Source organism: Aromatoleum toluclasticum ATCC 700605 (assembly GCF_000378245.1).
GTDB lineage: Bacteria > Pseudomonadota > Gammaproteobacteria > Burkholderiales > Rhodocyclaceae > Aromatoleum > Aromatoleum toluclasticum.
Genome location: NZ_KB899493.1, coordinates 159,713 through 185,505, shown reverse-complemented (window position 1 = coordinate 185,505; position 25,793 = coordinate 159,713). Strand labels below are relative to the sequence as shown.

At 65.2% G+C, this 25,793-nt stretch carries 21 protein-coding genes and 1 other RNA gene; 12 read left to right on the top strand and 10 right to left on the bottom strand.

From position 1 onward, the window contains the following. The first annotated feature begins 10 nt into the window (after positions 1 to 10). The 6 genes from ffh (at position 11) to tssA (ending at position 5,216) form a co-directional block, all read left to right on the top strand. Positions 11 to 1,369, top strand: coding sequence for a signal recognition particle protein (ffh, locus tag F464_RS0106420; RefSeq protein ID WP_018988965.1), 1,359 nt, complete (start codon positions 11 to 13; stop codon positions 1,367 to 1,369). Positions 1,370 to 1,382: 13 nt separating this feature from the next. Then, positions 1,383 to 2,153 (top strand): EI24 domain-containing protein, encoded by a 771-nt coding sequence (locus F464_RS0106415; RefSeq protein WP_018988964.1) that lies wholly within the window; start codon positions 1,383 to 1,385, stop codon positions 2,151 to 2,153. 3 nt (positions 2,154 to 2,156) lie between these two features. Next, entirely contained in the window at positions 2,157 to 2,909 is a 753-nt protein-coding gene (locus tag F464_RS0106410; RefSeq protein WP_018988963.1) for a competence/damage-inducible protein A, read from the top strand. Continuing rightward, on the top strand, positions 2,906 to 3,679 hold the full coding sequence (locus tag F464_RS0106405) for a M48 family metallopeptidase (protein ID WP_018988962.1): 774 nt from the start codon (positions 2,906 to 2,908) through the stop codon (positions 3,677 to 3,679). The genes F464_RS0106410 and F464_RS0106405 overlap by 4 nt, the downstream gene beginning before the upstream one ends. A 14-nt stretch (positions 3,680 to 3,693) precedes the next feature. After that, positions 3,694 to 4,077 (top strand): lactoylglutathione lyase, encoded by a 384-nt coding sequence (gene gloA / locus F464_RS0106400; protein ID WP_026295799.1) that lies wholly within the window; start codon positions 3,694 to 3,696, stop codon positions 4,075 to 4,077. A gap of 74 nt (positions 4,078 to 4,151) precedes the next feature. Beyond that, positions 4,152 to 5,216, top strand: a complete 1,065-nt coding sequence (gene tssA / locus F464_RS0106395) for a type VI secretion system protein TssA (RefSeq protein ID WP_018988960.1) — start codon at positions 4,152 to 4,154, stop codon at positions 5,214 to 5,216. Between the two features lie 15 nt (positions 5,217 to 5,231). Here tssA and F464_RS0106390 read toward each other — a convergent pair whose 3' ends face one another. From F464_RS0106390 to F464_RS0106365, 6 genes are read right to left on the bottom strand one after another with little or no spacing between them, the layout of a single operon-like run. Then, positions 5,232 to 5,957 carry an OmpA family protein gene (locus F464_RS0106390; RefSeq protein ID WP_198292233.1) on the bottom strand — a complete coding sequence of 242 codons (726 nt, stop codon included), beginning with the start codon at positions 5,955 to 5,957 and terminating at the stop codon, positions 5,232 to 5,234. Between the two features lie 53 nt (positions 5,958 to 6,010). Then, the gene (gene tagF, locus F464_RS0106385; RefSeq protein WP_018988958.1) at positions 6,011 to 6,994 is read right to left on the bottom strand and encodes a type VI secretion system-associated protein TagF; all 984 of its coding nucleotides are present in this window, start codon (positions 6,992 to 6,994) and stop codon (positions 6,011 to 6,013) included. Beyond that, entirely contained in the window at positions 6,991 to 10,761 is a 3,771-nt protein-coding gene (tssM, locus tag F464_RS0106380; RefSeq protein WP_018988957.1) for a type VI secretion system membrane subunit TssM, read from the bottom strand. Before tssM ends, tagF begins: the two co-directional genes overlap by 4 nt. A gap of 3 nt (positions 10,762 to 10,764) precedes the next feature. Continuing rightward, on the bottom strand, positions 10,765 to 12,195 hold the full coding sequence (locus F464_RS0106375; RefSeq protein ID WP_018988956.1) for a hypothetical protein: 1,431 nt from the start codon (positions 12,193 to 12,195) through the stop codon (positions 10,765 to 10,767). 18 nt (positions 12,196 to 12,213) lie between these two features. Further along, positions 12,214 to 12,480, bottom strand: coding sequence for a PAAR domain-containing protein (locus tag F464_RS0106370; RefSeq protein ID WP_018988955.1), 267 nt, complete (start codon positions 12,478 to 12,480; stop codon positions 12,214 to 12,216). A gap of 41 nt (positions 12,481 to 12,521) precedes the next feature. Continuing rightward, positions 12,522 to 13,337 carry a M15 family metallopeptidase gene (locus F464_RS0106365; RefSeq protein ID WP_232428844.1) on the bottom strand — a complete coding sequence of 272 codons (816 nt, stop codon included), beginning with the start codon at positions 13,335 to 13,337 and terminating at the stop codon, positions 12,522 to 12,524. Positions 13,338 to 13,497: 160 nt separating this feature from the next. Between F464_RS0106365 and F464_RS0106360 the strand changes: the two genes are divergently transcribed. Beyond that, positions 13,498 to 14,136, top strand: a complete 639-nt coding sequence (locus F464_RS0106360; RefSeq protein WP_157353579.1) for a hypothetical protein — start codon at positions 13,498 to 13,500, stop codon at positions 14,134 to 14,136. Between the two features lie 129 nt (positions 14,137 to 14,265). Here the strand turns inward: F464_RS0106360 and ssrA are convergent. From ssrA to F464_RS0106345, 4 genes are all read right to left on the bottom strand, one after another. Further along, positions 14,266 to 14,642: a transfer-messenger RNA gene (gene ssrA / locus F464_RS30225) on the bottom strand. 120 nt (positions 14,643 to 14,762) lie between these two features. Next, positions 14,763 to 15,464: a bifunctional 2-polyprenyl-6-hydroxyphenol methylase/3-demethylubiquinol 3-O-methyltransferase UbiG gene (ubiG, locus tag F464_RS0106355; RefSeq protein ID WP_018988952.1), complete on the bottom strand. Its 702-nt coding sequence runs from the start codon at positions 15,462 to 15,464 to the stop codon at positions 14,763 to 14,765. Positions 15,465 to 15,569: 105 nt separating this feature from the next. Beyond that, the gene (locus F464_RS0106350; RefSeq protein WP_018988951.1) at positions 15,570 to 16,295 is read right to left on the bottom strand and encodes an OmpA family protein; all 726 of its coding nucleotides are present in this window, start codon (positions 16,293 to 16,295) and stop codon (positions 15,570 to 15,572) included. Positions 16,296 to 16,397: 102 nt separating this feature from the next. Beyond that, entirely contained in the window at positions 16,398 to 17,717 is a 1,320-nt protein-coding gene (locus F464_RS0106345; protein ID WP_018988950.1) for a TRZ/ATZ family hydrolase, read from the bottom strand. A 255-nt stretch (positions 17,718 to 17,972) separates the two neighbouring features. Between F464_RS0106345 and gyrA the strand changes: the two genes are divergently transcribed. The 5 genes from gyrA to F464_RS0106320 all read left to right on the top strand — a co-directional run bounded on the left by gyrA (position 17,973) and on the right by F464_RS0106320 (position 25,766). Next, positions 17,973 to 20,585: a DNA gyrase subunit A gene (gyrA, locus tag F464_RS27940; RefSeq protein WP_018988949.1), complete on the top strand. Its 2,613-nt coding sequence runs from the start codon at positions 17,973 to 17,975 to the stop codon at positions 20,583 to 20,585. Between the two features lie 25 nt (positions 20,586 to 20,610). Continuing rightward, a complete protein-coding gene (gene serC / locus F464_RS0106335; RefSeq protein WP_018988948.1) occupies positions 20,611 to 21,708 on the top strand; it encodes a 3-phosphoserine/phosphohydroxythreonine transaminase in 1,098 nt (365 codons plus the stop codon). 40 nt (positions 21,709 to 21,748) lie between these two features. Continuing rightward, entirely contained in the window at positions 21,749 to 22,813 is a 1,065-nt protein-coding gene (pheA, locus tag F464_RS0106330; protein ID WP_018988947.1) for a prephenate dehydratase, read from the top strand. A gap of 113 nt (positions 22,814 to 22,926) precedes the next feature. Then, positions 22,927 to 23,829, top strand: a complete 903-nt coding sequence (locus F464_RS0106325; RefSeq protein ID WP_018988946.1) for a prephenate dehydrogenase — start codon at positions 22,927 to 22,929, stop codon at positions 23,827 to 23,829. Between the two features lie 2 nt (positions 23,830 to 23,831). Beyond that, on the top strand, positions 23,832 to 25,766 hold the full coding sequence (locus F464_RS0106320; RefSeq protein ID WP_018988945.1) for a bifunctional 3-phosphoshikimate 1-carboxyvinyltransferase/cytidylate kinase: 1,935 nt from the start codon (positions 23,832 to 23,834) through the stop codon (positions 25,764 to 25,766). Positions 25,767 to 25,793: the final 27 nt, after the last annotated feature.

Below are 25,793 nucleotides of genomic sequence, written 5' to 3'. Positions count from 1 at the left end.
CCCAGCCAATATGCTCGACAATCTCACTCAGCGCCTCTCCAAGGTCGTCAAGACCCTGCGTGGCCAGGCGCGCCTCACCGAAGACAATATCCAGGATGCAATGCGCGAGGTGCGCCTTGCGCTCCTCGAGGCCGACGTGGCCCTGCCCGTGGTCAAGGACTTCATCGCGCGGGTGAAGGAGAAGGCGGTCGGTCAGGAAGTTGTCGGATCGCTGACGCCCGGCCAGGCCCTGGTGGGGGTGGTGCACGATGAACTGAAGGCGTTGATGGGCGGCGCCCACATCGGTCTGAACCTGGCGACGCAGCCGCCGGCCGTGATCCTGATGGCGGGCCTGCAGGGCGCGGGCAAGACGACGACCACCGGCAAGCTCGGCAAGATGCTGCACGAGCGGATGAAGAAGAAGGTGCTCGCAGTCTCGGCTGACGTCTATCGGCCTGCCGCGATCGAGCAGCTGAAGGCGGTCTCGGCGCAGGCCGGGATCGATTTCTATCCGACGACGCCCGACCAGAAGCCCGTCGATATCGCCCTCGCGGTCCTCGATCATGCGCGGCGCCACTACTATGACGTGGTGCTGTTCGATACGGCCGGCCGGCTCGCGATCGATCAGGCGATGATGGAGGAGATCAAGGCGATCCATGCCGCGATCAATCCCGTGGAAACGCTGTTCGTGGTCGACGCGATGCTCGGCCAGGATGCCGTGAATACGGCGCGGGCCTTCAACGAGGCCTTGCCTCTCACCGGCGTCGTGCTCACCAAGCTCGACGGCGATGCGCGCGGCGGTGCGGCGCTGTCCGTTCGGCACGTGACCGGCAAGCCGCTGAAGTTCGCCGGTGTGGGCGAGAAGCTCACCGGCCTGGAGGAATTTCACCCCGAGCGCATGGCCAGCCGGATCCTCGGCATGGGTGACATCCTCGGCCTGGTGGAGGACGCGCGGCGCGGCGTCGATGAGGAGAAGGCACGTGCCTTTGCGGAGAAGCTCAAGACCGGCAAGGGCTTCGATCTCAACGACTTCAAGGAGCAGATCGGGCAGATGCGCAAGATGGGTGGCCTCGCTTCGATGATGGACAAGCTGCCCGCGCAGTTCTCGCAGATGGCTGGAAAGCTGCAGGGCGGTGTCGAGGAGAAGGCGATCGGACGGATCGAGGGCATCATCAATTCGATGACGCCGCTGGAGCGCGCCAAGCCCGAGGTCCTCAAGGCGAGCCGCAAACGCCGCATTGCCGCGGGGGCGGGTGTGACCGTGCAGGAAGTCAATCGCCTGCTCAATCAGTTCGAGCAGACGCAGAAGGTCATGAAGCAGTTTTCCAAGGGCGGTATGCAGAAGATGATGCGCGGCATGAAGGGCATGTTGCCCGGGATGATGCGCTGAGCGGAGAGGGGCGATGCGCGACATCCTGCTTGCGTTTGGTCGGGCATTGCGCAGTCTCGGGCGCAAGGGGGTGTTCGTGCACCTCGTTTGGCCCAGTCTGGTTGCCCTGGTCGTGTGGATGACGATTGCCATCCTGTCATGGTCGACGCTGGTTGAGGCGATCGTGGGATGGATCCAGGGATGGGCCTTCGTCGGCGAATGGATCGCGACGTCCGAGATCGGTGGGGCCGCGACGCTGATCGTCGTCGAGATCGCCCTTGCGTTGGGATTCCTGCCGCTGATCTATGTCACTGCGGCCCTGCTGGTCGCGGTGTTCGCGCTGCCGATGATGCTCGAGCGGGTCGCGATGCGCGACTATGGCGACCTCGAGCTGCGTCGCGGCGGCTCGAACCTGGGCAGTGCGTGGAATGCGGTCGTCGCGGGTCTGCTGTTCCTGTTCGGCATGGTCGCTTCATTGCCTCTGTGGCTGATACCAGGGGCGGGGCTCGTTGCGTCTGTCATGTTGACCGCCTGGTTGAACCAGCGTGCGTTCGGTTACGACGCGCTGATGCTGCACGCCGACGGCGAGGAGCTGAAGCGGCTGCCGCGGGTGCAGCGCACATCCATGCTGCTGCTTGGCGGCGGTTGCGCTCTGCTTGCCTATGTGCCTTTCGTCAATCTCGTGGCACCCGCGTTCTGCGGCCTTGCGTTCGTCCATTTCATGCTCGAGGCGTTGCGGCGCGAGCGCATCGAACGGGGTGTAAGCGTCCTCGATGCCCTGCCTGTGCCGCAGGTGCGGGAGTAGGGGGTGGCGTTCGGCACAATCATCATCGGCGACGAAATCCTGTCCGGCAGGCGCAGCGACAAGCACCTGGCGAAGCTCGTCGAGATGCTCGGGGTGCGCGGACTCAGGCTTGCCTGGGCGCGCTACGTGGGCGACGACGCGCAGCGGCTCGTTGCGACGCTGCGCGAAAGCTTTGCTACCGGTGACGTGGTATTCAGTTTCGGCGGTATCGGCGCAACGCCCGATGACCGCACGCGCCAGTGCGCGGCGGCTGCGCTGGGCCTGGAACTCGCACTCCATCCCGAGGCCGAGGCGATCCTGCGCGAGAAGTTCGGCGCCGAAATCACGCCGCATCGCCTGCAGCTCGGAACCTATCCGCAAGGCAGCGCGATCATCCCGAATCCGTACAACCAGGTACCGGGCTTTTCGGTCCACGGGCATTACTTCGTGCCCGGCTTTCCGGTGATGGCCTGGCCGATGATCGAATGGGTGCTGGATACGCAGTTCGGCCAGCTGCACCATGCCACTGACTATACCGAAGCGGCGATCACGGTGCTGGACGCGATGGAAGGGAAACTGGTCGATCTGATGGAGGCCGTGACGGCAGAGTTTCCCGATCTGGAGCTGTTCAGCCTGCCGAGCGTGCCGACGGCGCCCGGCGAGGTCCGGACGATAGAGCTCGGCGTGAAAGGCCCCGCCGCGAGCGTCGTGACTGCGATGGCGCGCATCCGCGCAGAGATCGGAGCGCGCGGATACGCTTGGCAGGAGAGGGCGTGAGCCGACTGGCCGGCCTGTTGCGCCAGCCCCGCCCCGCAAGCGAGGAATCCTGCAGGATCCGCCTGGGCGAGCGGGATCTTGAATACGTTCTGAGGCGTTCTCCGCGACGCAGCTTCGCGCTGCAGGTCGATCACCGCGGCGTTCGTGTCGCCGTGCCGTGGCCGGCGACGCAGCCGGAAATAGATCGTTTCATCCGCAGCCACCACGACTGGCTGCTCGAGAAGCTCGCCGTCCGTGTTCCGCCGACCGTGATGACGGTCGAGGATGGCGTCCTGTTTCCTCTTTTGGGCGAGACGTGCCGTCTGTGCGTCGGGGAGGGCAGTCGCCCGGCGCGCTGGCGCCTCGGCGCGGACAGCGTTGAAGAACTCGTGTTGCCCGGCGGCCCCGGGGCACGCAAGGCGCTGGTCCGTGCGCTGCGCGCTCGCGCGCTGCCGTGGTTCGGCGAGCGCGTGGCGGAGTTCTGTTTCCGGCTTGGGCATGCCGTGCCGGCCGTGCGTTTGTCGTCGGCACGTACGCGCTGGGGGAGTTGCAGCAGCCGCAGCGGTATCCGGCTGCACTGGCGGCTTATTCATCTGCCCGCCGCGCTCATCGACTACGTCGTCGCCCACGAGGTGGCACACCTCGCGGAAATGAACCACTCGCCGCGTTTCTGGGCCGTGGTGACCGTGCTGTATCCGGATTGGAAGGCGGCGCGCGCGCGTCTGCGCGATGCCGGACGTGCGCTGCCGATCATCGATGGCGCCGATGCGGCGCTCATTGCCGAAGACTGAAGAGGACTGCTGAAATGAAATTGCTTCACACCATGCTGCGTGTCGGCGATCTCGATCGTTCGATCAAGTTCTACACCGAGGTGCTCGGGATGCGGCTGCTGCGCCGCCACGATTATCCCGAGGGGAAGTTCACGCTGGCGTTCATTGGCTATCAAGACGAGTCCGAGGGGGCGGTCATCGAGCTCACCTGGAACTGGGGTGTCGATTCCTACGAGATGGGCAATGCATTCGGCCATATCGCGCTGGCGGTTCCCGATGCGTACCGGGCCTGCGACGAGATCCGGGCTCGCGGCGGGAAGGTAGTGCGCGAGGCCGGGCCGATGAAGCACGGCACGACCGTCATCGCCTTTGTCGAGGATCCCGACGGCTACAAGATCGAGCTGATCCAGTACGCCTGAAAGCTGTCCGTGAATGCTGCCGGGGTATTTTGACGTCATGTAAAATGGCGGTTTTGCCAGAACCGGAACCGCCCATGGAATTCGATGCACTGCTTCGACCGCTTGCCGGCAATCGCTGCGGCGAGGATCTCACCTTCTCCGCGCTTTTCGACGAGATCCAGGAAGCGCGCCGCGCCGACGACCCTTCGGTGAGTCAGGGCGAATGGGTGAGGCCGCTGAAGGAGGCAGACTGGCCACGCGTTGCGCGTCTGTGCGAGGATGCGCTGGCATCCCGTGCGAAGGATGTCCGCCTCGCCGTCTGGCTGGCCGAGGCCGTGGCGAGGACGTGCGGATTTGCCGGGCTCGCCGATGGCTACCGGCTGGTGGCGGGGCTGTGCGAATCGTATTGGGACGATATCCATCCGCTGCCCGAGGATGGTGACCATGAGATGCGTGCCGGGAGCCTCGACTGGTTGGTCAGCCAGTCCCGCCGCATCATTCGCGATACGCCCCTGACGGATTCGTCGCGTGGGTGCTTCTCGACGGCAGATCTGGAGTCCGCACGCACTCTGGCGGCCAGCCTGGAGCGCAATCCGCAGGAGGCGGAATTCCTCATGCGCGCGGCGCCGGTGACGCTCGATCAGTTCGAGGCGGCGCGCAGGGATACTTCTCGCGACTTTTTCGCCCGCATTTCAGCGGAGGCGGAAGCGGCAAGGCTGGCGCTGGACGAACTCGAACGGGTCGTGGACGCGAGACTCGGTCTGGATGGCCCTGGCTTCGATGACGTGCGCCAGGCCCTGATCGAGGTGCTCGACACCCTGCGGCGCTGCGGCGGTGAAGCGTCTGCCCCCGCCTCGCAGTCCGGCGCAGTTTCGTCTGCGGAAAATGCGCGGAGCGCGGCGGACAAGCCAGCATCGGGCAGCATGCGGCCTGGGCCGATAGTGACGCGCGCCGATGCCATCGAGCGGCTCCGGGAGGTGGCGGATTTCTTCCGACGCACGGAGCCCCACAGTCCGGTGGCCTATCTCGCCGACAAGGCGGCACGCTGGGGCGAGATGTCGCTGCACGAATGGCTGCGGACCGTGGTCAGGGACGACGGGGCGCTCTCACACGTCGAGGAGTTGCTCGGACTCGTACCCCCGGATGCGCCGGCGCGTTGAACGGCCCGGCAGTCCTCACTCGGCGAGCCGGAATTCGATCCGGCGATTGCGCGCGCGGCCTTCGGGCGTGTCGTTCGGCGTCACCGGCCGGTCGGGGCCTGCGCCCATCGCGCTCAGGCCGGCTGCCGGGATGCCCTTGCCCGTTAGATAGGTCTTGACCGCGTCGGCCCGGGCGAGGCTCAGCGTGATGTTGGTCATGCGGTTTCCGGTGGAATCCGTATGTCCGATGATGTCAACGCGGGGCCGATCGAGTCCGGCAATGGCCGCCCCCATCTCATCGAGAATGGCAATGCCGGTTGGCGTCAGGATCGCCGACCCGCTTTCGAACTCGACCACACGATCCGCAAGCGTCCGGTCGAGTAGCGCCTGGGCTCCTGCCGGCACCCGCAGACCGTTATTCACCGTGTAAGTCGGGTTCAGCGCAGTCGCAATCTCGCTGGCGACGTGCTGCCGCCGGGCTTCGTTGGCGACATTGCCGCTGATCGTCACCTGGGTTCCGTTCACGTCCAGCTGCCCCTGGCGAACGTCGCGGATGCCGTTGCCGAGTGTCTTCACGACGTGGCCGGTCCAGTCGGGCGGCGCGACGACGCCTCCCGAATCGAGCCGGTCGACGACCTTGTCGGCCCCATAAAGGTCGCGCAGGCGGGCAATGATGGCCACGCGGGCGTTTTCGTCGGGCACCGTTCCAGTGACGTATACCATTCCGTCGGGTGCAGGAGCTTGCGGGGGCTGCGCGCTCATGCCTGCCGCGGCATAGAGCAGCCCGGCAGCGAGTGCGGAACTGAGCTTCAAGATCATTCTCCGAAAAATACTTCCCTGAAGGTGGCGAGCGCAGTAGCGAGGGTCGTCCCGGGCTGTGCGAGATAGCTCGACAGCTTGGCGATCCCGTAGTCGCCGACCAGGTCGGGGTGCGTGTCGATCCATTCGGGGTCTTCGAGGCTCACTACGGCGTCGGGTGCGCTCCCCGGTGAGATCAGGCTGACGAGTGGCTGCGGCGATGCGCCGTTGAAGCCGATGACGAGCGTATTGCGTCCGGCAACCGGCGCCAGCAGCAGCTGGAGTTCGCAAGGGGTACTCCTGACGAAGCCGCTGACGAGGTTCACCCACACCTGTGCCATTGCGTCCCTGGGGCCGACGTCGCTGGGCAAGGGCAGGCGCAGGCCGCGTTCGATTGTCGGCCGGTTGCTGCCGAGCAGCGGCCGCAGCAGGATGCCCAGCGCGAGGATGATGCTGCGCGTGTTTCCGGCGTGGCCTTCATGCTCGAGCAGGCGGTCGATGTCCGCAATGGTGCTTGATTCCGGCACCGCATCGGCGCCTGACGCTTGTGCCATGTGCGCGAGTTCCTGGGTGCAGTCGATGCGCGCGAGGGCGTGCAACATGGGGGCAGGTTCGTCGGCCGTCCGGGCAAGGCCGACGAGTTGCCCGAACTTTTCCCATGGCGAGGACAGGGCCAGAGGGCCGGGGTGGGAGTGCCCGGCCTCCGACTCGATCGTCGAGGCGACGAGGAAGGGGAAGCGTCGCGCGGAAGCATCATGGCTGGGCTGAAGATGGCCGACGACCGAGAGGCGGCTGCGCGGGCCGACAAAGGCGAAATGGACCGGATTCATGTTGTCGTACGGAATGCGCCAACGGGGATCGGTCGACAGCAGGTTCATGCTTTCCGATATCCAGCGGTCGAGCATCGCGATCAGTTGTGCCGATCCGCCCCCCTTCACGAAATCGCCGCGTGCAGGCAATTTGCCGAAATAGCCCGTGCCGTTGATGGTGGGCCCCTTCATGGCCGGCTCCCTCCTGCTTGAGCCGTTGCGGCGAGCGTGGCAGCGCCAACCGTTCCGGCGTCGGTTTGTGTCCTCGCCGCCTCGCCCGCCACGCTGGCGGGGAGGGGGGCGTTGCGGCTGGGCCCGGCTCCGGTGTTCTTGCCCGTCTGCACGTCCGGGCTGCTTACGATCTTGAGCGCGACCGGCACCGAGATCTCGCCCGCCTGCCAGACGAGGTTGAAGGAGCCGTCCGCATTGCGGGTTCGGGTGGCGGAGTTGATCAGCTTTTCGAGTCCGAAGCGCCCGCCGAAATTTGCGACCTCGAGTTCCTGTCCGTCGAAGGTCGTCGCGACGACGCGTGCGCCGGGGGTTCCCGCCGGATTGGGCCACACGAAGGTTGCCCACTGAGCGGCGCCGTTGCGGTAACGCAGCCTCTGTCCGTCGATCTCGATCGTGTATTCGGTGGTGCCCGGGGACGGCTGCGGCAGCAGTCTGAAGCTCGTTTGCGCGAGCGCCGCGGTCTGCGTGGCGCTGCTACTGTCCAGTGGAGCGACCCAGCCGGGGAACGCGGCGAGAAATTCGGGCCGCAGGCGGATACCGAGATCGCCCCAGGTCCGGGGTTCGATATAGTTTCCGCGCCGCATCATCAGCGGTCCGATGCTTGCCGCCGCGTACTTGGAGATGGCCCCGTCAGGACCAAAGATCTGCGCGATCTCGGCCGGTGTCGCTTCTATGCCCGACTTGGCGTCGAACGGGTATTTTCCGGCAAGCTGACGCCCGAACGGTTCGTACACGTTTGCATTCCAGCTCTTGTCGAGTTCCCGTTCTGCCGGAGCGATCAGGGCCGCGAAGGTTTGCAGCAGCGGCCTCACGAGCAGCGGGCGGAGCACTTCACGCTGGTTGTCGGGCATGCCTGTCAGCACCTGCTCGTCCACGAACCGCAGTGTGTCTGCAAGTTCCGAGTTGCCGCCTTCGATCGTCTCGCTCATCAGCTTCACAGCGCCGGGGCCGGGGTCGCCCTGGTTGGCAAGGAGATTGAGGCGCGTGCGCAGCCCCGAGAGCCGCCGCAGGTAGAGGTCCAGGATTGCTTCCCCGTTGTCCCTCCGTGCGAGCAGACGACCGATTCCGGCGAACTCCTGGCCGACGGCGCCCATGGGGCTGGCACCCGTTACCGTGTTCGAGGACACCTCGAGCGTGACCGGAGCGGGCGACATCCGCAGGATCGACTGCTTGAACCACTGGATGAAGCCCTTTTGTGCGCGTTCGGCTACCGCATGGCTTACCCCCGGATTGTCCCAGGCGGTCTGCTCGTGCACGGTGCGCAGCAGTTTGCCCAAGGGGGATGCGCTTACGTCGCCCAGCCGATTCATGGCTGCCACGGCGACAGGGAATCCGTCGAAACCGCTGACGCCGATGCCCGAGACGAATCTCTGCCACTCCTGGACGTATTCCTTCTTGTACATCGCGACGAGCGTCTTCTGGATCTGCTCCGGGCTGCCGGCGAGGGAGAGGTCGTCCTTCGCGCTCGTGTCGAGAACCCAGTCCGTACTGCGAAGTTCTCCCGTGGCCGCATCCTTGATGGCGGCTTCGACATAGCTGCGCCAGGCTTCGGCGGTAAACGCGCCGGATATCACGTGACTGCCGCTGACAAGGCCCGTGTCGCCCGGGCCTGCGAGGTTAGCTACCGTCACCGGGGGGAATCGGGTGGCCGCTCGCGCCTTGATGTCGCCGTAGACGCGCTCGATGGCCGGCATGCCGCGCACCACGTGGCGCAGCGTCGTGCGCGTTTCGTCGATGACGGAGAGCTTGCCCGCGATCGTCGGCCAACCGGGATCGTTCGCATGTCGCAGGTGGAAGCTGATGATCCGTTCCGCGCTGCGCATCATCTGTTCCCGCGGCATGGAACCGCGATTGGCATCGAGCCAGGTGCGCCAGTAGCGGCTGAGCTGATCCGAGAGGTGGCCGACCTCGGTGTGTGCCTTGTCGCCCAGCATCAGATAGGTTTTCAGGGCGTTGTAGGCGTCCTCGACGTTGGTCGGCGAGGATTCCTTGTACGGCTGCACGTCCGGATGGGCGTCGCCGTTTGTGCCCCGGTCGGCGTTGTCGGCCTGCCGCAGACGGCCCGAGTTGCGATTGACCGCAGCAAGAAAGCCTTCGATGCTTTCGCCGACCGGGCGCAGCATGATTTCGGTGACGCCGCGGTAGTACTCTTCGAGCAATCTGGATTTCACCTCATCGCCCTGGAACAGACCGAGACGGAGCGATCGTGCGGGCTCCGTTTCGAAGCGCTCCAGTTGCGCAATGCGGTCCTGAAGGAGTTCGAGCGCCTCGAGCCGTGACTGCAGATCGATGCGATCTTCCTGAAGGCGGACAGCACGGTCCAGATCGGCCCGGACATTTTCGACGAGGCTGCGATTGTTCGCGTACGACCAACTCCAGCCCGCCAGAGAAAGGCCCAGCAGTGCCGCTGCAGTCAGCGATGTGGCGTGATGCAGGCGTTTTTTTCTGCGGCTGGCATAGTGCCGTACCAGGTTGCGGTCGGCGAAGATTACCTTCGAGAACAGGTCCTTCAGGAAGAATCCGTTGTTCGAGGCGATCCGGGCTGCAGCCGGACCATCGCCCGAAAGTCCGAAGCGCTTTTCCACGCGCTCGCTGGAACTGCTGGGCGTCTCGCCGCTCTGGATCGCCGAAGTGATGTAGAAGCCGCGGAAGATCGGTTTGAACTGGAAGGGGTTTTCCTCGAACAGCGTCGCGATGAAGGACCGCAGGACCGGCTTGATCGCCGCGAACTCGAGCGGGAAGGTGAGCAGCCCCGGTGCCATGCGCTCGCCGCGGGCAATCGACATCTGCGCCACGCTCATTTCGCGCAGTCCTTCGTACAATTCATCGAAGTGGCGGTCGAACAACCCGATTGCGTCGTTGCTTCCGTCGGTCCCGTAGGGCAGCGTCGCGCCCCACACGCGGTCGCGCTCGTTCCAATCCACGTCTTGAAAGAATTCGTTGAACCCGGCGATGAGATCGGCCTTGGAGAACATCACGTAGATCGGTGCGAACACTTCCAGGCGTTCGGTGAGTTCCTGAACCCGCTGGCGCAGGTTCTTGGCGAGCGCGATTGCGACCCCCGGGGGATTGCGGAGCAACTCGCCGATGCTCGCCGTGACGATGATCCCGTTGATCGGAGCGAGCGGGCGATGTTTCCTCAGCAGGTCGAGAAAGCCCAGCCATTCCTCGCGGTCCTCTTCATGGATGGAGTAGCGGCCGGCCGTGTCGAGGAGGATCCCCTCCGTCGTGAAGAACCAGTCGCAGTTGCGCGTGCCGCCGAGCCCCTGCACGACGCTGCCGGCGGCGTCACCGAGGGGAAAGGTGAGGCCCGAATTGACGACGGCCGTGCTCTTTCCCGCCGCAGGGTTGCCGATCGTGATGTACCACGGCAGCTCATATAGTGCTGCCCGTCCGGAGACCAGTCCGAGCTTCGATGTCTTGATGGTGCGGATGGCTTCCTTCATGCGCAGGCGCAAGGTTTCGATTTCGTCCTTCGTCCGGCCTGTGCCGTCGTCCGTACGTGGTTCGAGTAGCCGTTCGAGGGCGGACGCGGCGAGACCGGCCCGGCGGCGCCGCCAGGCCCAGATCGAAATCCAGATTGCGAGAAGGGCGCACGAGGCGATCGCTGCCCATGTCAATGCGAGTTCCAGCGTTTCGGCACCCAGCGTGAAGAAGGCCGCAAGGGCCAGGATGCCGATAAGGGAGAGCGTGCGCGAGTCGGTCAGAAAAGTGCGGATTGAAGACATCGGTCAAGTGGCGTGAAGGGCAGAGGCGGGCGTTTGCGGGGGTGATGGGGAAGTCTGGGGGCTGGCGTCGACAATCATGGCCGCGCAGGCACCGGGGGATTGGCAGGCCAGGCACAAAGCGACGCTCTCGGCCGCTTTGGCGGCTTCGGTTGCGCACAACAGCGTGACAAGTCCGCCGATCGGCGAGACAAAGCCGGTCGCGCTTCCGAGACTGATCGTGTCCGAAAGTGGTTCGAGCGCGGGAAAGTGTTCGGAGAGTGTCCGCAGGAGTACCTTCGCCACCCCGATGCGATGGTCTGCGTCGGCGAGCACGCTGGAGATGTCCGCCGCGTCGAGGCCGGTATCGGCCAGGGTTGCACCGATCATGCGCCCCGGGAGAGAGCCATCGGTCCCGGGGCCGGTATCACCGGGGGGCGTGCTTCTGCCTGATGCCGCGCGGGATATGCGCGGAGACGGCAGGCGTTGTACGAGCGCGGCTCCTGCGGGATTCGCGAGCACCAGAACCGCGGCCGCTTCGCCGGGAATCCGGCCCTCCTGCGTATTCGCAGTGAACAGATGCGACCCGGCCTCCCAGCTCGTGATTGTTCGCTCGCCGACATGCGACACGGCGCCCATCACGAGCTCGATTGCCGGGGACCCCTGGCAGTTCAGATCCGCAATCAGCTGATCGATGATCTCGAGCCCATGGGCGTCGTCCCGTACGCGGTGAAATTGGATCTCTGCCGGAGCGATTCCGCGGGGACCGAGGTGCTCGCGTCGCAGCCAGGCGGAAAGGCCGTCCCGGTATTCGTCGGGCCAATCCTGGTCCGAGAGCCAGACCACGGACCGGATTGCGGCGCGGCCGACCGCGATCGATTCGCCGATCTCGTCAAGGGCGCGGGGGAGCGCCATGTGCAGCATCGCCTGCGCCCGCCTTTCCTCTTCGCGGGGCGGTCGGCGCACGTCGATGGCCGAGTCGTTCAGCGCGTCATCGAGTGCTTCCAATGGCAGATCGGCAACGCGCGCGGCGAATGCGGGAAAGCCGTGCATGTCGCGTAGGTGGTCGTCGAGCGGAGGCGTGCATCCTTGCCGGCTTGCGTCGAGCACCTGCGCCGGATCTGTTCCCTGCGCGCACTGCAGCGCGAAGGCGATCAGGCGCGCGTCCGGGCGACGTGTCGTGCGGGACGCCTCTGAGGCCGGTAGGCTAGAAGATTCCGCGTCTTGCGGGGCTGACGCGTTTGCCGCAACGCGGGGTGGCAGGCGCAGGTGTTCGATGAAGGTGCGCAGGAGCCAGAAGCCGCCAACAAGTGTGATCGGAAGGAGGACCAGGTGCGCGGCGACGTCGGCCGCGCCCGGCTCGTAGCCCGCGGCTTGCCACCAGCCGAGGACGAGCGCCCAGACAAGCGTTGTCGTAAGAACGACGAGCACAAGGGGTCTCAGGGCGAAGGCGAACATCGGATCGCGGGTCCGGGCTCAGTCGACCGTGAGGGCCTGCGAGGCGATCAGGGTCGCACCGCAGGCCGTCTTGTCGCCATGGCGTGCGGCCGGACGCCCGTCGATGAGGGTGGTGGGATCGCCCGTCGCGATGACCGTCACCCGGCCATGCCCCTTCTTCGGGCAGCTCACCTGGTCGCCGACGCGCGCGATGCCTTTGCCGTTGCAGTCGCTGCTGAGTGAAGCGCCGATCACGATGCCTCCGTGATCGGTCCGGTCGCCGATGATGATGAATGGACGTGCCATGAAATGGTTCCTCGTAGTTGCGGGTGTGACGGGGCTGCGGCTCAGGAGCGTCCGCCGGGAAGGACTTCGCGCCGGCTCAGCTCGACGTGCCCCAGGTCCATCATCTTCCAGCGTCCGCCCCAGGTCAGGCCTGCTGCCTCGGCAAGGGCGCCGTAGAGTTCGTAGCCACGCATGGCCCAAGGGTCGCGTTCGGAGATGATCAGCCTGCCGTCGCGCAGGAAAGCGACATCGGCGGCGAGGCCGTGCTGGTGATAGCTCATGTTCGGACCGGCCTGGGTGACGGAAGGGCCGCGCAGCAGCAGGTCCGCCTGGCGCTCGGCGCTGCGATAGCCTTCGAGCAGTACCGCTTCGTAGCCATGCTGTTCCGCGAGCAGCTTGAACACGGTGAGCAGACGCTGCCGGAACTCGCCGTCGAGCAGACTCCAGTCCCTGCTGGCCGACCCGAGTGACGGCCTGAGTATGTCCGCTTCCGTCGTGGCGAAAACTGCGGGCGGAAGCGGCGGCGGGGGCGTCAGGTGTTCGCCGGCCAGCAGTGCGGCGATCTTGCGGTCGGGGAGCGTGTCGTCCGGAGCAAACTCGAACATTGCACGTTGCGACAGCGCAAGCACGGCCAGCGGAGGAAGAACGGCGAGCGCGATGGCGGAAATCGCCACCGGGCGGCTTTGGATCGGCGGGGTGGAAATGTTCACCCTGCAATTTCGCATATGGCGAATACCAGCCGACACGCGCCCTGCGGTGCGGCGGAACATGCTGCGAAGTGCCGCGGCGAGCGCATGGGTGCGTGCCGTTCCGGCTGTGAGAACCGTACGTCGTCGCGCCGGATAGCGGATGAGCAACAGTCCGATGCAGACGAGCACGAAGTATGCGAATGGAGCAGCAAGCAAGATTGGCGAATTCACGGTGCCGGACGTAGGCAAGAAAAATGCTTACGTCGTTAAAATAAACTATTATATATGAATATGGCGAATGGATTGGTGCTCGTGTATGTCTCATGCTTCTTCAGAAACGGCGGCTGCGATGGGTGTTCAGCCGGTGCCGAATCTTTTCGCAACGACTTTGCGTGAGCATGGCGGTGGCGATATCCGGATTCTCGATGAGCTCTCCGCAGGTAGAGGAATGGCCGCAGGCGGAAAACGGGCGAGCATGGCGCTCGTCCTGGGTGTGGCGTTGGCCGTCGTGCTCGCGCTAACTTCCTTGATGTGGGAGGGCGAGCCCGTGGCGTCCCGCATGGTCGAGGGTGCGGATGTGGTCGCGGTGAGTGCCCCGGCTGTGATGGGTGTTCGTCAGGAGCCGGTTCCGGCAGTGCCGGTGTTCGTGTCGCCGGTGCAAGAGGTGCGTACGCCAGCTGCGACCATCGTGGAAATGGCTGGTCCGGACATGGAAAGGCCCGGGGCGGCCATCGGGCGGTCGGGCGGGGCGGGCGGGGGGCGGCCGGTGAAGGACGTGGAGGGACGTGCGAACGCACGGGGGGCGCGTGGTGCGACGGTACGGGAAACCGCCGCAAGGTCACAGTCGAAGCGGAGCGACGATCCCCGGGCGGGCGCCCGGCATGCCGCTCCGCCGGTCCGCAGGCAACCCGAAATGACGAGAAATGTCGAAGATCGCGTAGATGCCGACGTACAGGTGATCGAAGCGATCGTGGCGCGCCCGCGCTGAGCTGTCTTGTCGCTGTTACAGTCTCGCCTTTCAGGGCGGGGTGGGGATGGACTCCGGCGGTGCTCCGTTGTGCTCGTACTGCTGGTGCAATGAAAAACGCCAAGACAAATGAATGTCTTGGCGTTGAATTGGTGGAGCCGGGGGGAATTGAACCCCCGTCCGCAAGCCCTCCACAGACAGATCTACATACTTAGCCAACCTATTTGATTTAACTCCTGTCTTAGCCGGTCGGCAGGCCGGACAGGAGCGAGTTACCTTACCTTTAGCTGTTGCGCCAAGTAACCCGGCGCAACTCGCGAGTCTCTGTAGATGACACTGCAGCGGCTCAGCTTGCGCTAAGACCACCCGGCCCAGAGACCTGCCGGTGCAGCGCTAGCCGGGATTAAGCGGCTAGAACGAAACGTTCGTCGTTGGCGTTTGTTGATTTCCAGATGGATTTACGAGGTGACTGGTCCTCGGTATGCACTGCGCTGCTTTGCGACCCACGTCGAAGCCAGGTCGGCCCCTGTGTATCACGGTTCGAATCTGGTGGCGGTTCTCCAGATTTCAAGTGCAAGTCTAGCACTTTTCGCACTGGGTGCAGGGGGCTTTCGATTTTCCCCCGCGTGCGCGTTCTTGTTCTCGTGTCAGGCGCTGCGTCGCGTCTGCAGCATGTAGTTCACGCTCGTATCCTGCCCCAGGGAATAGGTCTGGCTGAGGGGGTTGTAGCTCAATCCCAGGAGTTCTGCGGACTCCAGTCCTGCATTCCTGCAAAAGCGCGCTAGTTCCGATGGCTTGAGGAACTTGGCGTACTCGTGCGTCCCGCGGGGGAGCAGGTTCAGGATGTATTCCGCGCCGACGACGGCAAACAGATAGGACTTGAAGTTGCGGTTGAGTGTGGAGAAAAAGACCTGGCCGCCCGGCTTGACGAGTCCGGCGCAGGCCGCCACGGTACTGGCTGGGTCGGGGACGTGTTCGAGCATTTCCATGCACGTCACGACGTCGAATTCGCCGGGGTGCCGGGAGGCGAACTCCTCCGCGCTGCAGTGCTGGTAATCCACCTTGTTGCCCGATTCGAACAGGTGCAGGCGGGCAACGCCCAGGGCCTTTTCGGAAAGATCGATTCCCGTGACCTGTGCTCCGAGCGCCGCCATGCTCTCGGACAGGATGCCGCCTCCGCAACCAACGTCCAGAACGCGCTTGCCCGCGAGGTTCGTGTGGCCGTCTATCCAGCGTAGCCGCAGGGGGTTGATTTCGTGCAGGGGTTTGAATTCGGAAGTTGGATCCCACCAGCGGTGCGCAAGGTCGCTGAATTTTTGCAGTTCGGCTGGGTCGGCGTTGGTGTTCATGGCTCGGGTCTCGACTTTGATCGGGCGAAGACGTAATTGGAGCAAGAGCGTTGCAGAAATGAAAAGGCCCTGCCGAAGCAGGGCCTTTGGCTCAGTCTGGCAGAATTACTTCGTGCCGACCAGTTCGATTTCCACGCGACGATCGGGTTGCAGGCACTCGATCAGCTTCTTGCGGCCCAGCTTGTCAGCGCAGTTCTTGCCCGTAATCGGCTGGCGCTCGCCCTTGCCTTCGGTGTAGACGCGGTTGGCTTCGATGCCCTTGCTGACCAGGTAGGTCTTGACGGCGTTGGCACGGCGCTCGGACAGCTTCTGGTTATAGGAGTCGGAGCCCAGGCGGTCGGTGTGGCCGACGGCGAGGATCACTTCGAGCTTGATGCCCTTGGCCTTGGAGGCGAGCTCGTCAAGCTTGGTCTTGCCTTCGGGCTTCAGCACGGCCTTGTCGAAGTCGAACAGGGCGTCGGCGGACAGCTTGATCTTGTCGGCGGTGGGCTTCGGCGTGGCAGCTGCGGGAGCCGGGGCTGCAGCCGGAGCGGCGGCCGGCGCCGGTGCTCCGCACTTGTCCTTCGGCACGATGTCGCTGTCGCACTCGCAGCCGACCGGCACTTGGCCGGCCATCGCGGTGCCGGCAGCCGCCGGGCTCCAGTAGCCGGTGCGCCAGCACAGGCCGGTGCCGCTGCGGGCGACGACGTTGCGTCCGTCGATGACGTAGGGAATTTCACCCTTGCCATCCACCACGACGTCTTTTACCTGCGCAAAGACAGTGGATGCGGAGAGGCCGATCGAGGCGATGGCGGCCAGTGCGAACATCTGCTTTTTGGTCTGTTTGGTCATAATTTCCTCGTCGATTGGCAAGAGGATGAATAGGGTAACAATTAAGCCTGCCAAGTCTGATGCGTGAATTTCCGCGGCAGCAACTCGCAGCACATATCCAGTTCAGTTACTAAGCTTAGTTTGCCACAGCGCGGCAAACCCAAGCAATTCCGTGTCGTTTAATTGCAACACTGCATTCCCTTTATCCACGCGGATTTCGCCCGCAACCCATACGTGCGATACGTGTTCGCGGCCCGCTACGTGCACCAGATGGGATGCCGGGTTGAAGCAGGGCCGGGTCTCGAAGCTATCGAGGGCGACCGCGCACAGGTCGGCTGCCTTCCCGGTCTCGATGGAACCTATGCGATCCCCCAGGCCGAGTGCCTGCGCACCGTTCAGGGTGGCCAGGCGCAATGCGGAGTGCGCGGGGACGGCCGTGGCGTCGAGCGTCGATACCTTGGCCAGCAGGCTGGCGTGGCGGATTTCCTGGAAGAGATCCAGGCGGTTGTTGCTTGCGGCGCCGTCCGTGCCGAGGCCCGTCCGGATTCCCGATGCGAGCAGGCGCGCGACGGGTGCGATGCCGCTGGCAAGCTTCATGTTCGAGGTGGGGCAGTGTGCGACGCTGCAGCGGTGATGCTGCAGCAAGTCGATGTCGGCGTCGTCGAGATGGACTGCATGCACGCCGATGAAGTTGTCGCCGAGCAGATCGAGGCCGGCGAGCCGCGCCAGCGGCCGTTTGCCGTACTGTGCGAGGGAGTCCGTGACCTCCTGGGCGGTCTCGTGTATGTGCATGTGAATCGGGATGTCGAGCTCTGCCGCAAGAGTCGCGATGCGCGCGAGCGTGCCGTCGGAGACGGTGTAGGGGGCGTGCGGCGCGAGCGCGAAGTCGATCAGGGGGTGGCCGTGCCACGCGTCCCTGGCGGCAAGGCCTTTGCGTAGGTAGTCGTCGGCGTCGCTGGCATAGGGTGTCGGGAATTCGAGCGCGGTGAGGCCGATCACGGCACGCATGCCGAGGAGGTCGAAGGCCTCTGCAGCGGCCGCGGGGTGGAAGTACATCTCATTGCAGGTGGTGATGCCTCCTCGCAGCATCTCTGCAGTCGCCAGCAGGGTGCCTTCGCGGACGAAGGTGCTCGAGACGTGCTTGCCCTCGGCAGGCCAGATCGCCTCGTGCAGCCAGCGCATCAGGGGAAGATCGTCGGCGATGCCGCGCATCAGGGCCATGGGGCAGTGCGCGTGGAGGTTTATCAAGCCCGGAATGAGCACGTGATCGGGCAGGCTGACGGTCCGGTTCGCCTGATAGCGCGTGCGTGCGAGATCCTGGGGGAGCAGGTCGATGATGGTTCCGTTGCGGATCGCCACCGCGTGGTGTTCCAGCGTCACGTCGGCCGGTTCGACGGGAATGATCCAGCGTGCGTTGATCACGAGATCGGCGGGTTGGCTCACCTTGCAGCCTCCAAATGTGGTCGGGAAGGGGGGCGTTGCCCGCAGGTCGGTCGGGCCGGGGCGTGCAATCGCATCGCGGCTGCGCTAGCTGCCGCGGGCACGTCTTGTCCGGCTGCTGTGCGCCTCGTCGTGCTTCAGATTTAAGCACACGGGTCCGGGGGCGACAATCGGGCTCTCGAACGCGGCGGGCGGCAAGGGCGGTCGGCGTGTTAAGATTTAACGTTTTTACCTCGCCGTTTTTGCCGTCGCCGCCAAATGACTTCGTTTGCCAAGGAAACACTGCCGATCAGTCTCGAAGACGAGATGCGGCACTCCTATCTGGACTACGCGATGAGCGTGATCGTCGGGCGGGCGCTGCCCGACGCCCGCGACGGCCTGAAGCCGGTGCATCGGCGTGTGCTGTATGCGATGCACGAGTTGTCGAACGACTGGAACAGGTCGTACAAGAAGTCGGCACGTATCGTCGGCGACGTGATCGGCAAGTACCATCCGCACGGCGATTCGGCGGTCTACGACACGATCGTGCGCATGGCGCAGAATTTTTCCTTGCGCTACATGCTGGTCGACGGTCAGGGCAACTTCGGTTCCGTCGATGGCGACAACGCCGCGGCGATGCGTTATACGGAAATCCGCATGGCGCGTATCGGGCACGAGCTGCTGGCCGATATCGACAAGGAGACCGTGGACTTCGGGCCGAACTACGACGGTTCGGAGAAGGAGCCGCTGATCCTGCCGGCGAGGATCCCGAACCTGCTGATCAACGGTTCGTCGGGTATCGCGGTGGGTATGGCGACGAACATCCCGCCGCACAACCTCGGTGAAGTGATCGATGCGTGCCTGCTGCTGCTGAGCGATCCGGCAACCGATATCGAAGACCTGATCCGCATCGTGCAGGCGCCGGACTTCCCCACCGCGGGGCTGATCTACGGCCTGTCGGGCGTACATGACGGATACCGCACGGGGCGCGGGCGCGTGGTGATGCGCGCCCGCACGCACTTCGAGGATCTGGAGAAGGGCAACCGGCAGGCGATCATCGTCGACGAGCTGCCGTATCAGGTTAACAAGCGCACGCTGCTCGAACGGATCGCCGAGCTCGTCAACGAGAAGAAGATCGAGGGGATCAGCGAGATCCGCGACGAGTCGGACAAGTCCGGCATGCGTGTCGTGATCGAACTCAAGCGCAACGAGGTGCCCGAGGTCGTGCTGAACAACCTGTTCAAGCAGACGCAGCTGCAGGACACCTTCGGCATGAACATGGTGGCGCTGGTCGACGGCAAGCCGCATACGCTGAACCTGAAGCAGATGCTGGAGTGCTTTCTTGCGCACCGGCGCGAAGTCATCACGCGGCGCACGGTGTTCGAGCTGCGCAAGGCGCGCGAACGCGGACACATCCTCGAGGGCCTCGCGGTTGCGCTGTCGAACGTCGACGAGATCATCGCGCTGATCAAGGCAGCGCCGACGCCGTCGGACGCAAAGCGCGAGCTGATGGCGCGCCAGTGGCGCTCGGCGCTGGTCGAGGAGATGCTGGCGCGTGCAACGGCCGACAGCTACCGGCCGGAAGGTCTCGCTGCCGAGTTCGGACTGTCGGAACAGGGTTACCGCCTGTCCGATGCGCAGGCGCAGGCGATCCTCGAGTTGCGCCTGCAGCGCCTAACGGGCCTCGAACAGGACAAGATCGTCGCCGAGTACCGCGAGGTCATGGACGTTATTGCGGATCTGCTGGACATCCTTGCGAATCCTGCGCGCATCACGGCGATCATCGTCGAGGAGCTGGGCGTGATCCGCAACCAGTTCGGCGACCCGCGCCGCTCGGAGATCGTGCTGAATACCGGCGAGATCAATATCGAGGATCTGATCGCGCCCGAGGATATGGTCGTCACGTTGTCGCATGGCGGCTACTTCAAGCGCCAGCCGCTTGCCGACTACCGTGCGCAGCGCCGCGGCGGGCGCGGCAAGCAGGCAACGGGGATGAAGGACGACGATTTCATCGACCATCTCTTCGTCGCCAACACGCACGACTACATCCTGTGCTTCTCGAGCCGCGGACGTGTGTATTGGCTGAAGGTGTACGAGGTGCCGGAAGGTACGCGCAATTCTCGCGGGCGTCCGATCGTGAATCTCTTCCCGCTGATGGAAGGGGAGAAGATCAACGCGGTCCTGCCGGTGCAGGCCTTTGACGACAATCACTTCGTGTTCATGGCGACGGCCGAGGGCACGGTGAAGAAGACGGCGCTGACAGCCTTCGCCAATCCGCGCAAGGCAGGGATCATCGCAGCGAGCCTCGACGACGGCGATCGTCTGATCGGCGTTGCGATCACCGACGGCGAGAGCGACGTGATGCTGTTCTCCGATGCTGGCAAGGCGGTTCGCTTCCCCGAGGCCGACGTGCGGCCGATGGGACGCGAGGCGCGCGGGGTGCGCGGCATGACGCTGGAGGACGGGCAGCGGGTGATTGCGATGCTGGTCGCCAAGCGGGAGGATCTCTGCGTTCTGACGGCGACCGAGAACGGCTACGGCAAGCGCACTCCGGTTGCGGAATACACGCGCCACGGTCGCGGTACGAAGGGCATGATCGCAATCCAGACGTCCGAGCGTAACGGCCGACTGGTCGGCGCATGTCTGGTCGAGGAGACGGACGAGGTGATGCTGATCTCGACCGGCGGGGTGCTGATCCGCACCAAGGTGCAGGACATCCGCGAACTCGGGCGGGCTACGCAGGGCGTCACGCTGATCAACCTCGATCAGAGCGATACGCTCGCGGGGATCGAGAAGGTGGCCGAGTCGGAAGCTGACGACACAACGGTCGGCGAGCAGGCTGATGCCCCGGACGAGGCGGATGAGGCGGGTGACGGCGTTTCGGCCGAATGAGACGTGCACAGGGAGTGACTGGACGATGACCCGGGTGTTCAATTTCAGCGCCGGACCGGCGGCCCTGCCGGAGTCGGTGTTGCGCCAGGCTGCCGAGGAGATGCTCGACTGGCACGGTTCCGGCTGCGGCGTGATGGAAATGAGCCATCGCGGCAAGGAGTTCATGTCCATCATCGAGCAGGCCGAAGCTGACCTGCGCGAGCTGATGGCGATTCCGCCGAACTATCGCGTGCTCTTCCTGCAGGGCGGTGCAACGCAGCAGTTCGCGCAGATCCCGATGAACCTGCTGGGTGGCGGTTCGGCGGATTACCTCGTGACCGGGGCGTGGTCGAAGAAGGCGTTCAAGGAGGCGCAGCGCCTGGCCGGGCCGCTCGGCGGGGCAGTTCGCCTGGTCGGCAGCACCGAAGCGGAAGGGTTTGCGCGCGCATTGCGTGCGGACGAGCTGACGCTGGACCCGCGTGCCGCCTACGTGCATTTGTGCACCAACGAGACGATCCACGGTGTGGAGGTCGGCGATGACGGTCTGCCGCAGACGGCGGCAGCGCTCGTGGCCGACATGTCCTCGCACATCCTGTCGCGCCCGACCGACGTCAGCCGTTATGGCCTGATCTATGCCGGTGCGCAGAAGAACATCGGTCCCTCCGGCCTTATCATCGTGATCGTGCGCGACGACCTGCTGGGCCGCGCGAGTCCGCTGACGCCGACCGTCATGGACTACAAGGTCATGGCGGACAACGGTTCGATGCTGAATACCCCTCCGACTTATGGCATCTACGTCGCCGGACTGGTGTTCCAGTGGCTCAAGGCTCAGGGCGGACTGGCGGCGATGGAGAGGCGCAATATCGAGAAGGCGGCGCTTCTGTACGATTTCATCGATGTCAGCGGTTTCTACCGCAACACGGTCGAGGTCGGGAGCCGCTCGCGCATGAACGTGCCCTTCCTGTTGCGCGACGAGGCGCTCAACGACGCCTTCCTTGCCGGCGCGAAGGCGGCGGGGCTTACGCAGCTGAAGGGGCACAAGTCTGTCGGCGGCATGCGTGCCTCGATCTACAACGCGATGCCGATCGAAGGCGTGCGGGCGCTGGTGGATTACATGCGCGGATTTGCCGCGCAACATGGTTGAAACGGCTTGAGCTGCCCCGGTGGGGAGTGAAGAGGCGAGCATGAGCGACGAACTGAAGAATCTCAGGAACACCATCGACCGGCTCGACGAGGAGATCCTTGCGCGTCTTGCCGAGCGTGCGCGCAGCGCGCAACGCATCGGCGAGATCAAGCAGGGCAATCTCTATCGTCCCGAGCGCGAGGCGCAGGTGCTGCGGCGCCTGGCTGCCGCGAATCCGGGGCCCTTGCCCGATGAGGCGGTGCAGCGGATCTTCCGCGAAATCATGTCGGCCTGCCTCACGCTGGAGCATCCGACCAAAGTGGCCTATCTGGGTCCCGCGGGCACTTTCTCCGAGAGTGCCGCGCGCAAGCATTTCGGCGGTGCTGCGGCGCTGATGCCGACCGCCGCGATCGACGACGTGTTCCGCGCGGTCGAGGCGGGGAACGCCGACTACGGTGTCGTGCCCGTCGAGAATTCGACCGAGGGTGCCGTCGGCGGAGTGCTTGACCTGCTGCTGGCGAATCCGCTGAAGATCTGCGGCGAAGTGAATCTGCGCATCCATCAGCACCTGCTGTCGAAGGCTGACGGCATCGGCGCGGCGAAACGGCTGTACTCCCATGCCCAGTCGCTCGCGCAGTGCCATGAGTGGCTCAACCGCAACCTCGCGCACCTGTCGCGCGTCCCGGTGGCGAGCAACGCCGAGGCTGCCCGCATGGCCTCGGAGGATCCCGAGTCGTGCGCGATCGCCGGCGAAGCCGCAGCGGAACTGTACGGGCTCAATGTGCTGGCCGCGAACATCGAGGACGATCCGAACAATACGACGCGTTTCGTCGTGATCGGCGATCATGACGCGGGCCCGTCGGGGTGCGACAAGACCTCGCTGGTGTGTTCCGCGTCGAACCGTCCCGGGGCGATGCATGCGCTGCTCGAGCCGCTGGCGCGGCACGGTGTCGACATGACCAAGCTGCAGTCGCGCCCGGCCCGCGGTGGGCTGTGGGAGTACGTGTTCTACGTCGATATCGACGGCCATCGCGAGGACGCGGGTGTCGCGGCGGCGCTGCGGGAACTCAACGAGCGCGCCGCGTTCGTCAAGGTATTGGGATCCTATCCGGTGGCCGCGATCTGACGCGTCATCGCGGGCGCGAGGCAGGCAGCACACGCGCCGGCCGTCCGGCGTGGTGCGCGCCTGTCTCGTCGGCAGGTGAAGGATAAGGGACGCGGGTCCCCGGAGTTTCGTGCATGGGTGTGATCGACAAGCTGGTTGTGTGCGGCGTCGGCCTGATCGGCGGGTCTTTCGCGCTGGCGCTGCGTCGCGCGGGGATGGTGCGGCGTATCGTCGGTATCGGGCGCAGCAAGGAGTCGCTCGCGCGCGCGGTGGAATTGGGCGTGATCGACGAAGCGAGCGCGGACTGGGCGTCGGCGCTCGACGGTGCCGACTTCGTGCTGCTCGCTCCGCCGGTGGGACAGATGGACGCGGTCATGGCAGCCATGGCGCCCCACCTGGCTCCCGGTGCGGTCGTGACCGACGCGGGCAGCACCAAGCGTGACGTGATCGAGGCGACCTATCGTCATCTTGGCGCCCATCTGGCTTACACGGTGCCGGGGCATCCCATCGCCGGCGCCGAGAAGAGCGGCGTCGATGCGGCTTTTGCGAGTCTGTACGAGGGGCGGCGGGTCGTCGTCACGCCGCTGCCGGAGAACGAGCCGGCGGCCATCCTGCGCGTCCGCGAGGCCTGGGAGGCTTGCGGCGCCGTGATCCACGAAATGCCGCCGCAGGAGCACGACCGCGTGTTCGCTGCGGTCAGCCATCTGCCGCATCTCCTTGCATTCGGCCTTGTGCACGACCTCGCCGCGCGGGCCAATGCCGAACAGCTCTTCAGTTTCGCGGCCGGCGGATTTCGCGACTTCACCCGCATCGCGGCGAGCCACCCCGAGATGTGGCGCGATATCTGCATCGCGAACCGTCAGGCGCTGCTCGCGGAGCTGGACCAGTATCTTGCCGAGCTGGCCTACATGCGCGCCCTGCTCCTGTCGGGCGATGCGGACCGTCTCGAGCAGCTCTTCAGCGAGGCTCGCCACGCCCGCAACGTGTGGGGCGAGCAGTTCGCCAATTCCGCCAATCCTGCTTCAAGGTCGGAGTGACCATGGAATTTCTTGATTTGCCGCCGCTGCTCGGCGCGAGCGGGCGCGTCCGCCTGCCGGGGTCCAAGAGCATCTCGAACCGTACGCTCCTGCTCGCGGCGCTCTCCGAGGGCGAAACCGACATTCGTGACCTGCTCGCTTCGGACGACGTCGAGCGCATGCTCGAAGCGTTGCGGGTGCTCGGCGTCGAATGGTCGTGCGACGGCGAGAGCGACAACTATCGCGTGCGCGGCGTCGGTGGCCCCTTCCCCGTGAAGGCTGCCGATCTGTTCCTCGGCAACGCGGGAACCGCGTTCCGGCCCTTGACGGCGGCACTGGCGCTGTCCGGGGGCGAGTACCGGCTGTCCGGCGTTCCGCGCATGCACGAGCGTCCGATCGGCGACCTCGTGGACGGGTTGCGCCAGATCGGTGCCGATATCGGCTATGCGGGCAACGACGGTTTCCCGCCGCTGCACATCCGCCCTGCCACGATCCGCCCGGGCGGCGTGGTGCGCGTGCGCGGCGACGTGTCGAGTCAGTTCCTGACCGCCCTGCTGATGGCGCTGCCGCTCACCGGCGTGGAGACCACGGTCGAGGTTGTCGGCGAGCTCATCTCCAAGCCCTACATCGGCATCACCCTCGACCTGATGGCGCGCTTCGGCGTCGTCGTCCGGCGTGAGGGCTGGGAGCGCTTCATTGTTCCGGGCGCGGCCCGCTATCGCAGCCCCGGTGTCATCTTCGTCGAGGGGGATGCGTCGTCGGCTTCGTATTTCCTCGCGGCCGGGGCAATCGGCGGCGGACCGGTGCGCGTCGAGGGGGTCGGGCGTGGCAGCATCCAGGGGGATGTACGTTTCGCCGAGGCGCTCGAACAGCTCGGTGCCCGCATCGACATGGGCGACAACTGGATTGAGGCGCGTGCGCCCGAGGGCGCGCGCCTCAAGGCCTTCGATCTCGACCTCAATCACATCCCCGATGCGGCAATGACGCTGGCGGTCGCCGCCCTCTTTGCCGACGGTCCGTGCCGCCTGCGCAACATCGCGAGCTGGCGGGTCAAGGAGACCGACCGCATCGCGGCGATGGCGAACGAGTTGCGCAAGGTCGGCGCCACGGTCGAGGAGGGGCCCGACTACCTGTGCGTGACCGCGCCCGCGCGGCTCGTTCCCGCGGCGATCGACACCTATGACGACCACCGCATGGCGATGTGTTTCTCTCTCGTGTCGCTGGGCGATTGTCGCGTGCGGATCAACGATCCGAAGTGCGTGAACAAGACCTTTCCGACCTACTTCGCGCGCTTTGGCGAGGTCACCCGGCCGGTACCTGTCGTCGCGATCGACGGGCCTTCGGCTTCCGGCAAGGGTACGGTCGCTGCACGGGTGGCCGAAGCGCTCGGCTACCATTGCCTCGATAGCGGCTCGCTGTATCGCCTGGTCGCGCTCGCTGCGATGCGGGCCGGCGTTTCCTTTGATGACGAGCCCGCCCTCGCAGGGCTGGCCGCCACGCTGCCGGCACGCTTCACCGATGGGCGTGTGTTCCTCGGTGGCGAAGACGTAACGGATGCGATCCGCACCGAGGAAGCCTCGGTCGGTGCTTCGAAGGTGGCGGTGCTGGCGGACGTGCGCGCCGCCTTGCTCGACCGTCAGCGTGAGTATCGACATGCGCCCGGCCTGGTCGCCGAGGGGCGGGACATGGGGTCCGTGGTCTTTCCCGATGCCGGCACCAAGATATTCCTGACGGCCACCGCGCAGGCGCGCGCCGAGCGGCGCTATAAGCAGTTGATGGAAAAGGGAATGGCTGCTAACATGCAAAGTCTTCTAAAGGATCTTCAGGATCGGGATGCGCGTGATGCCGCCCGGCCCGTGGCGCCCCTGCAGAAGCTGCCGGATGCGGCGCTTCTCGATACCACCGAAATGGATGTCGAGCAGGCCGTCGGTTTTGTGCTTGACCGGGTTCGTTCCTGACGGAGCGTTTCCGCTGAAGGTGGGTCG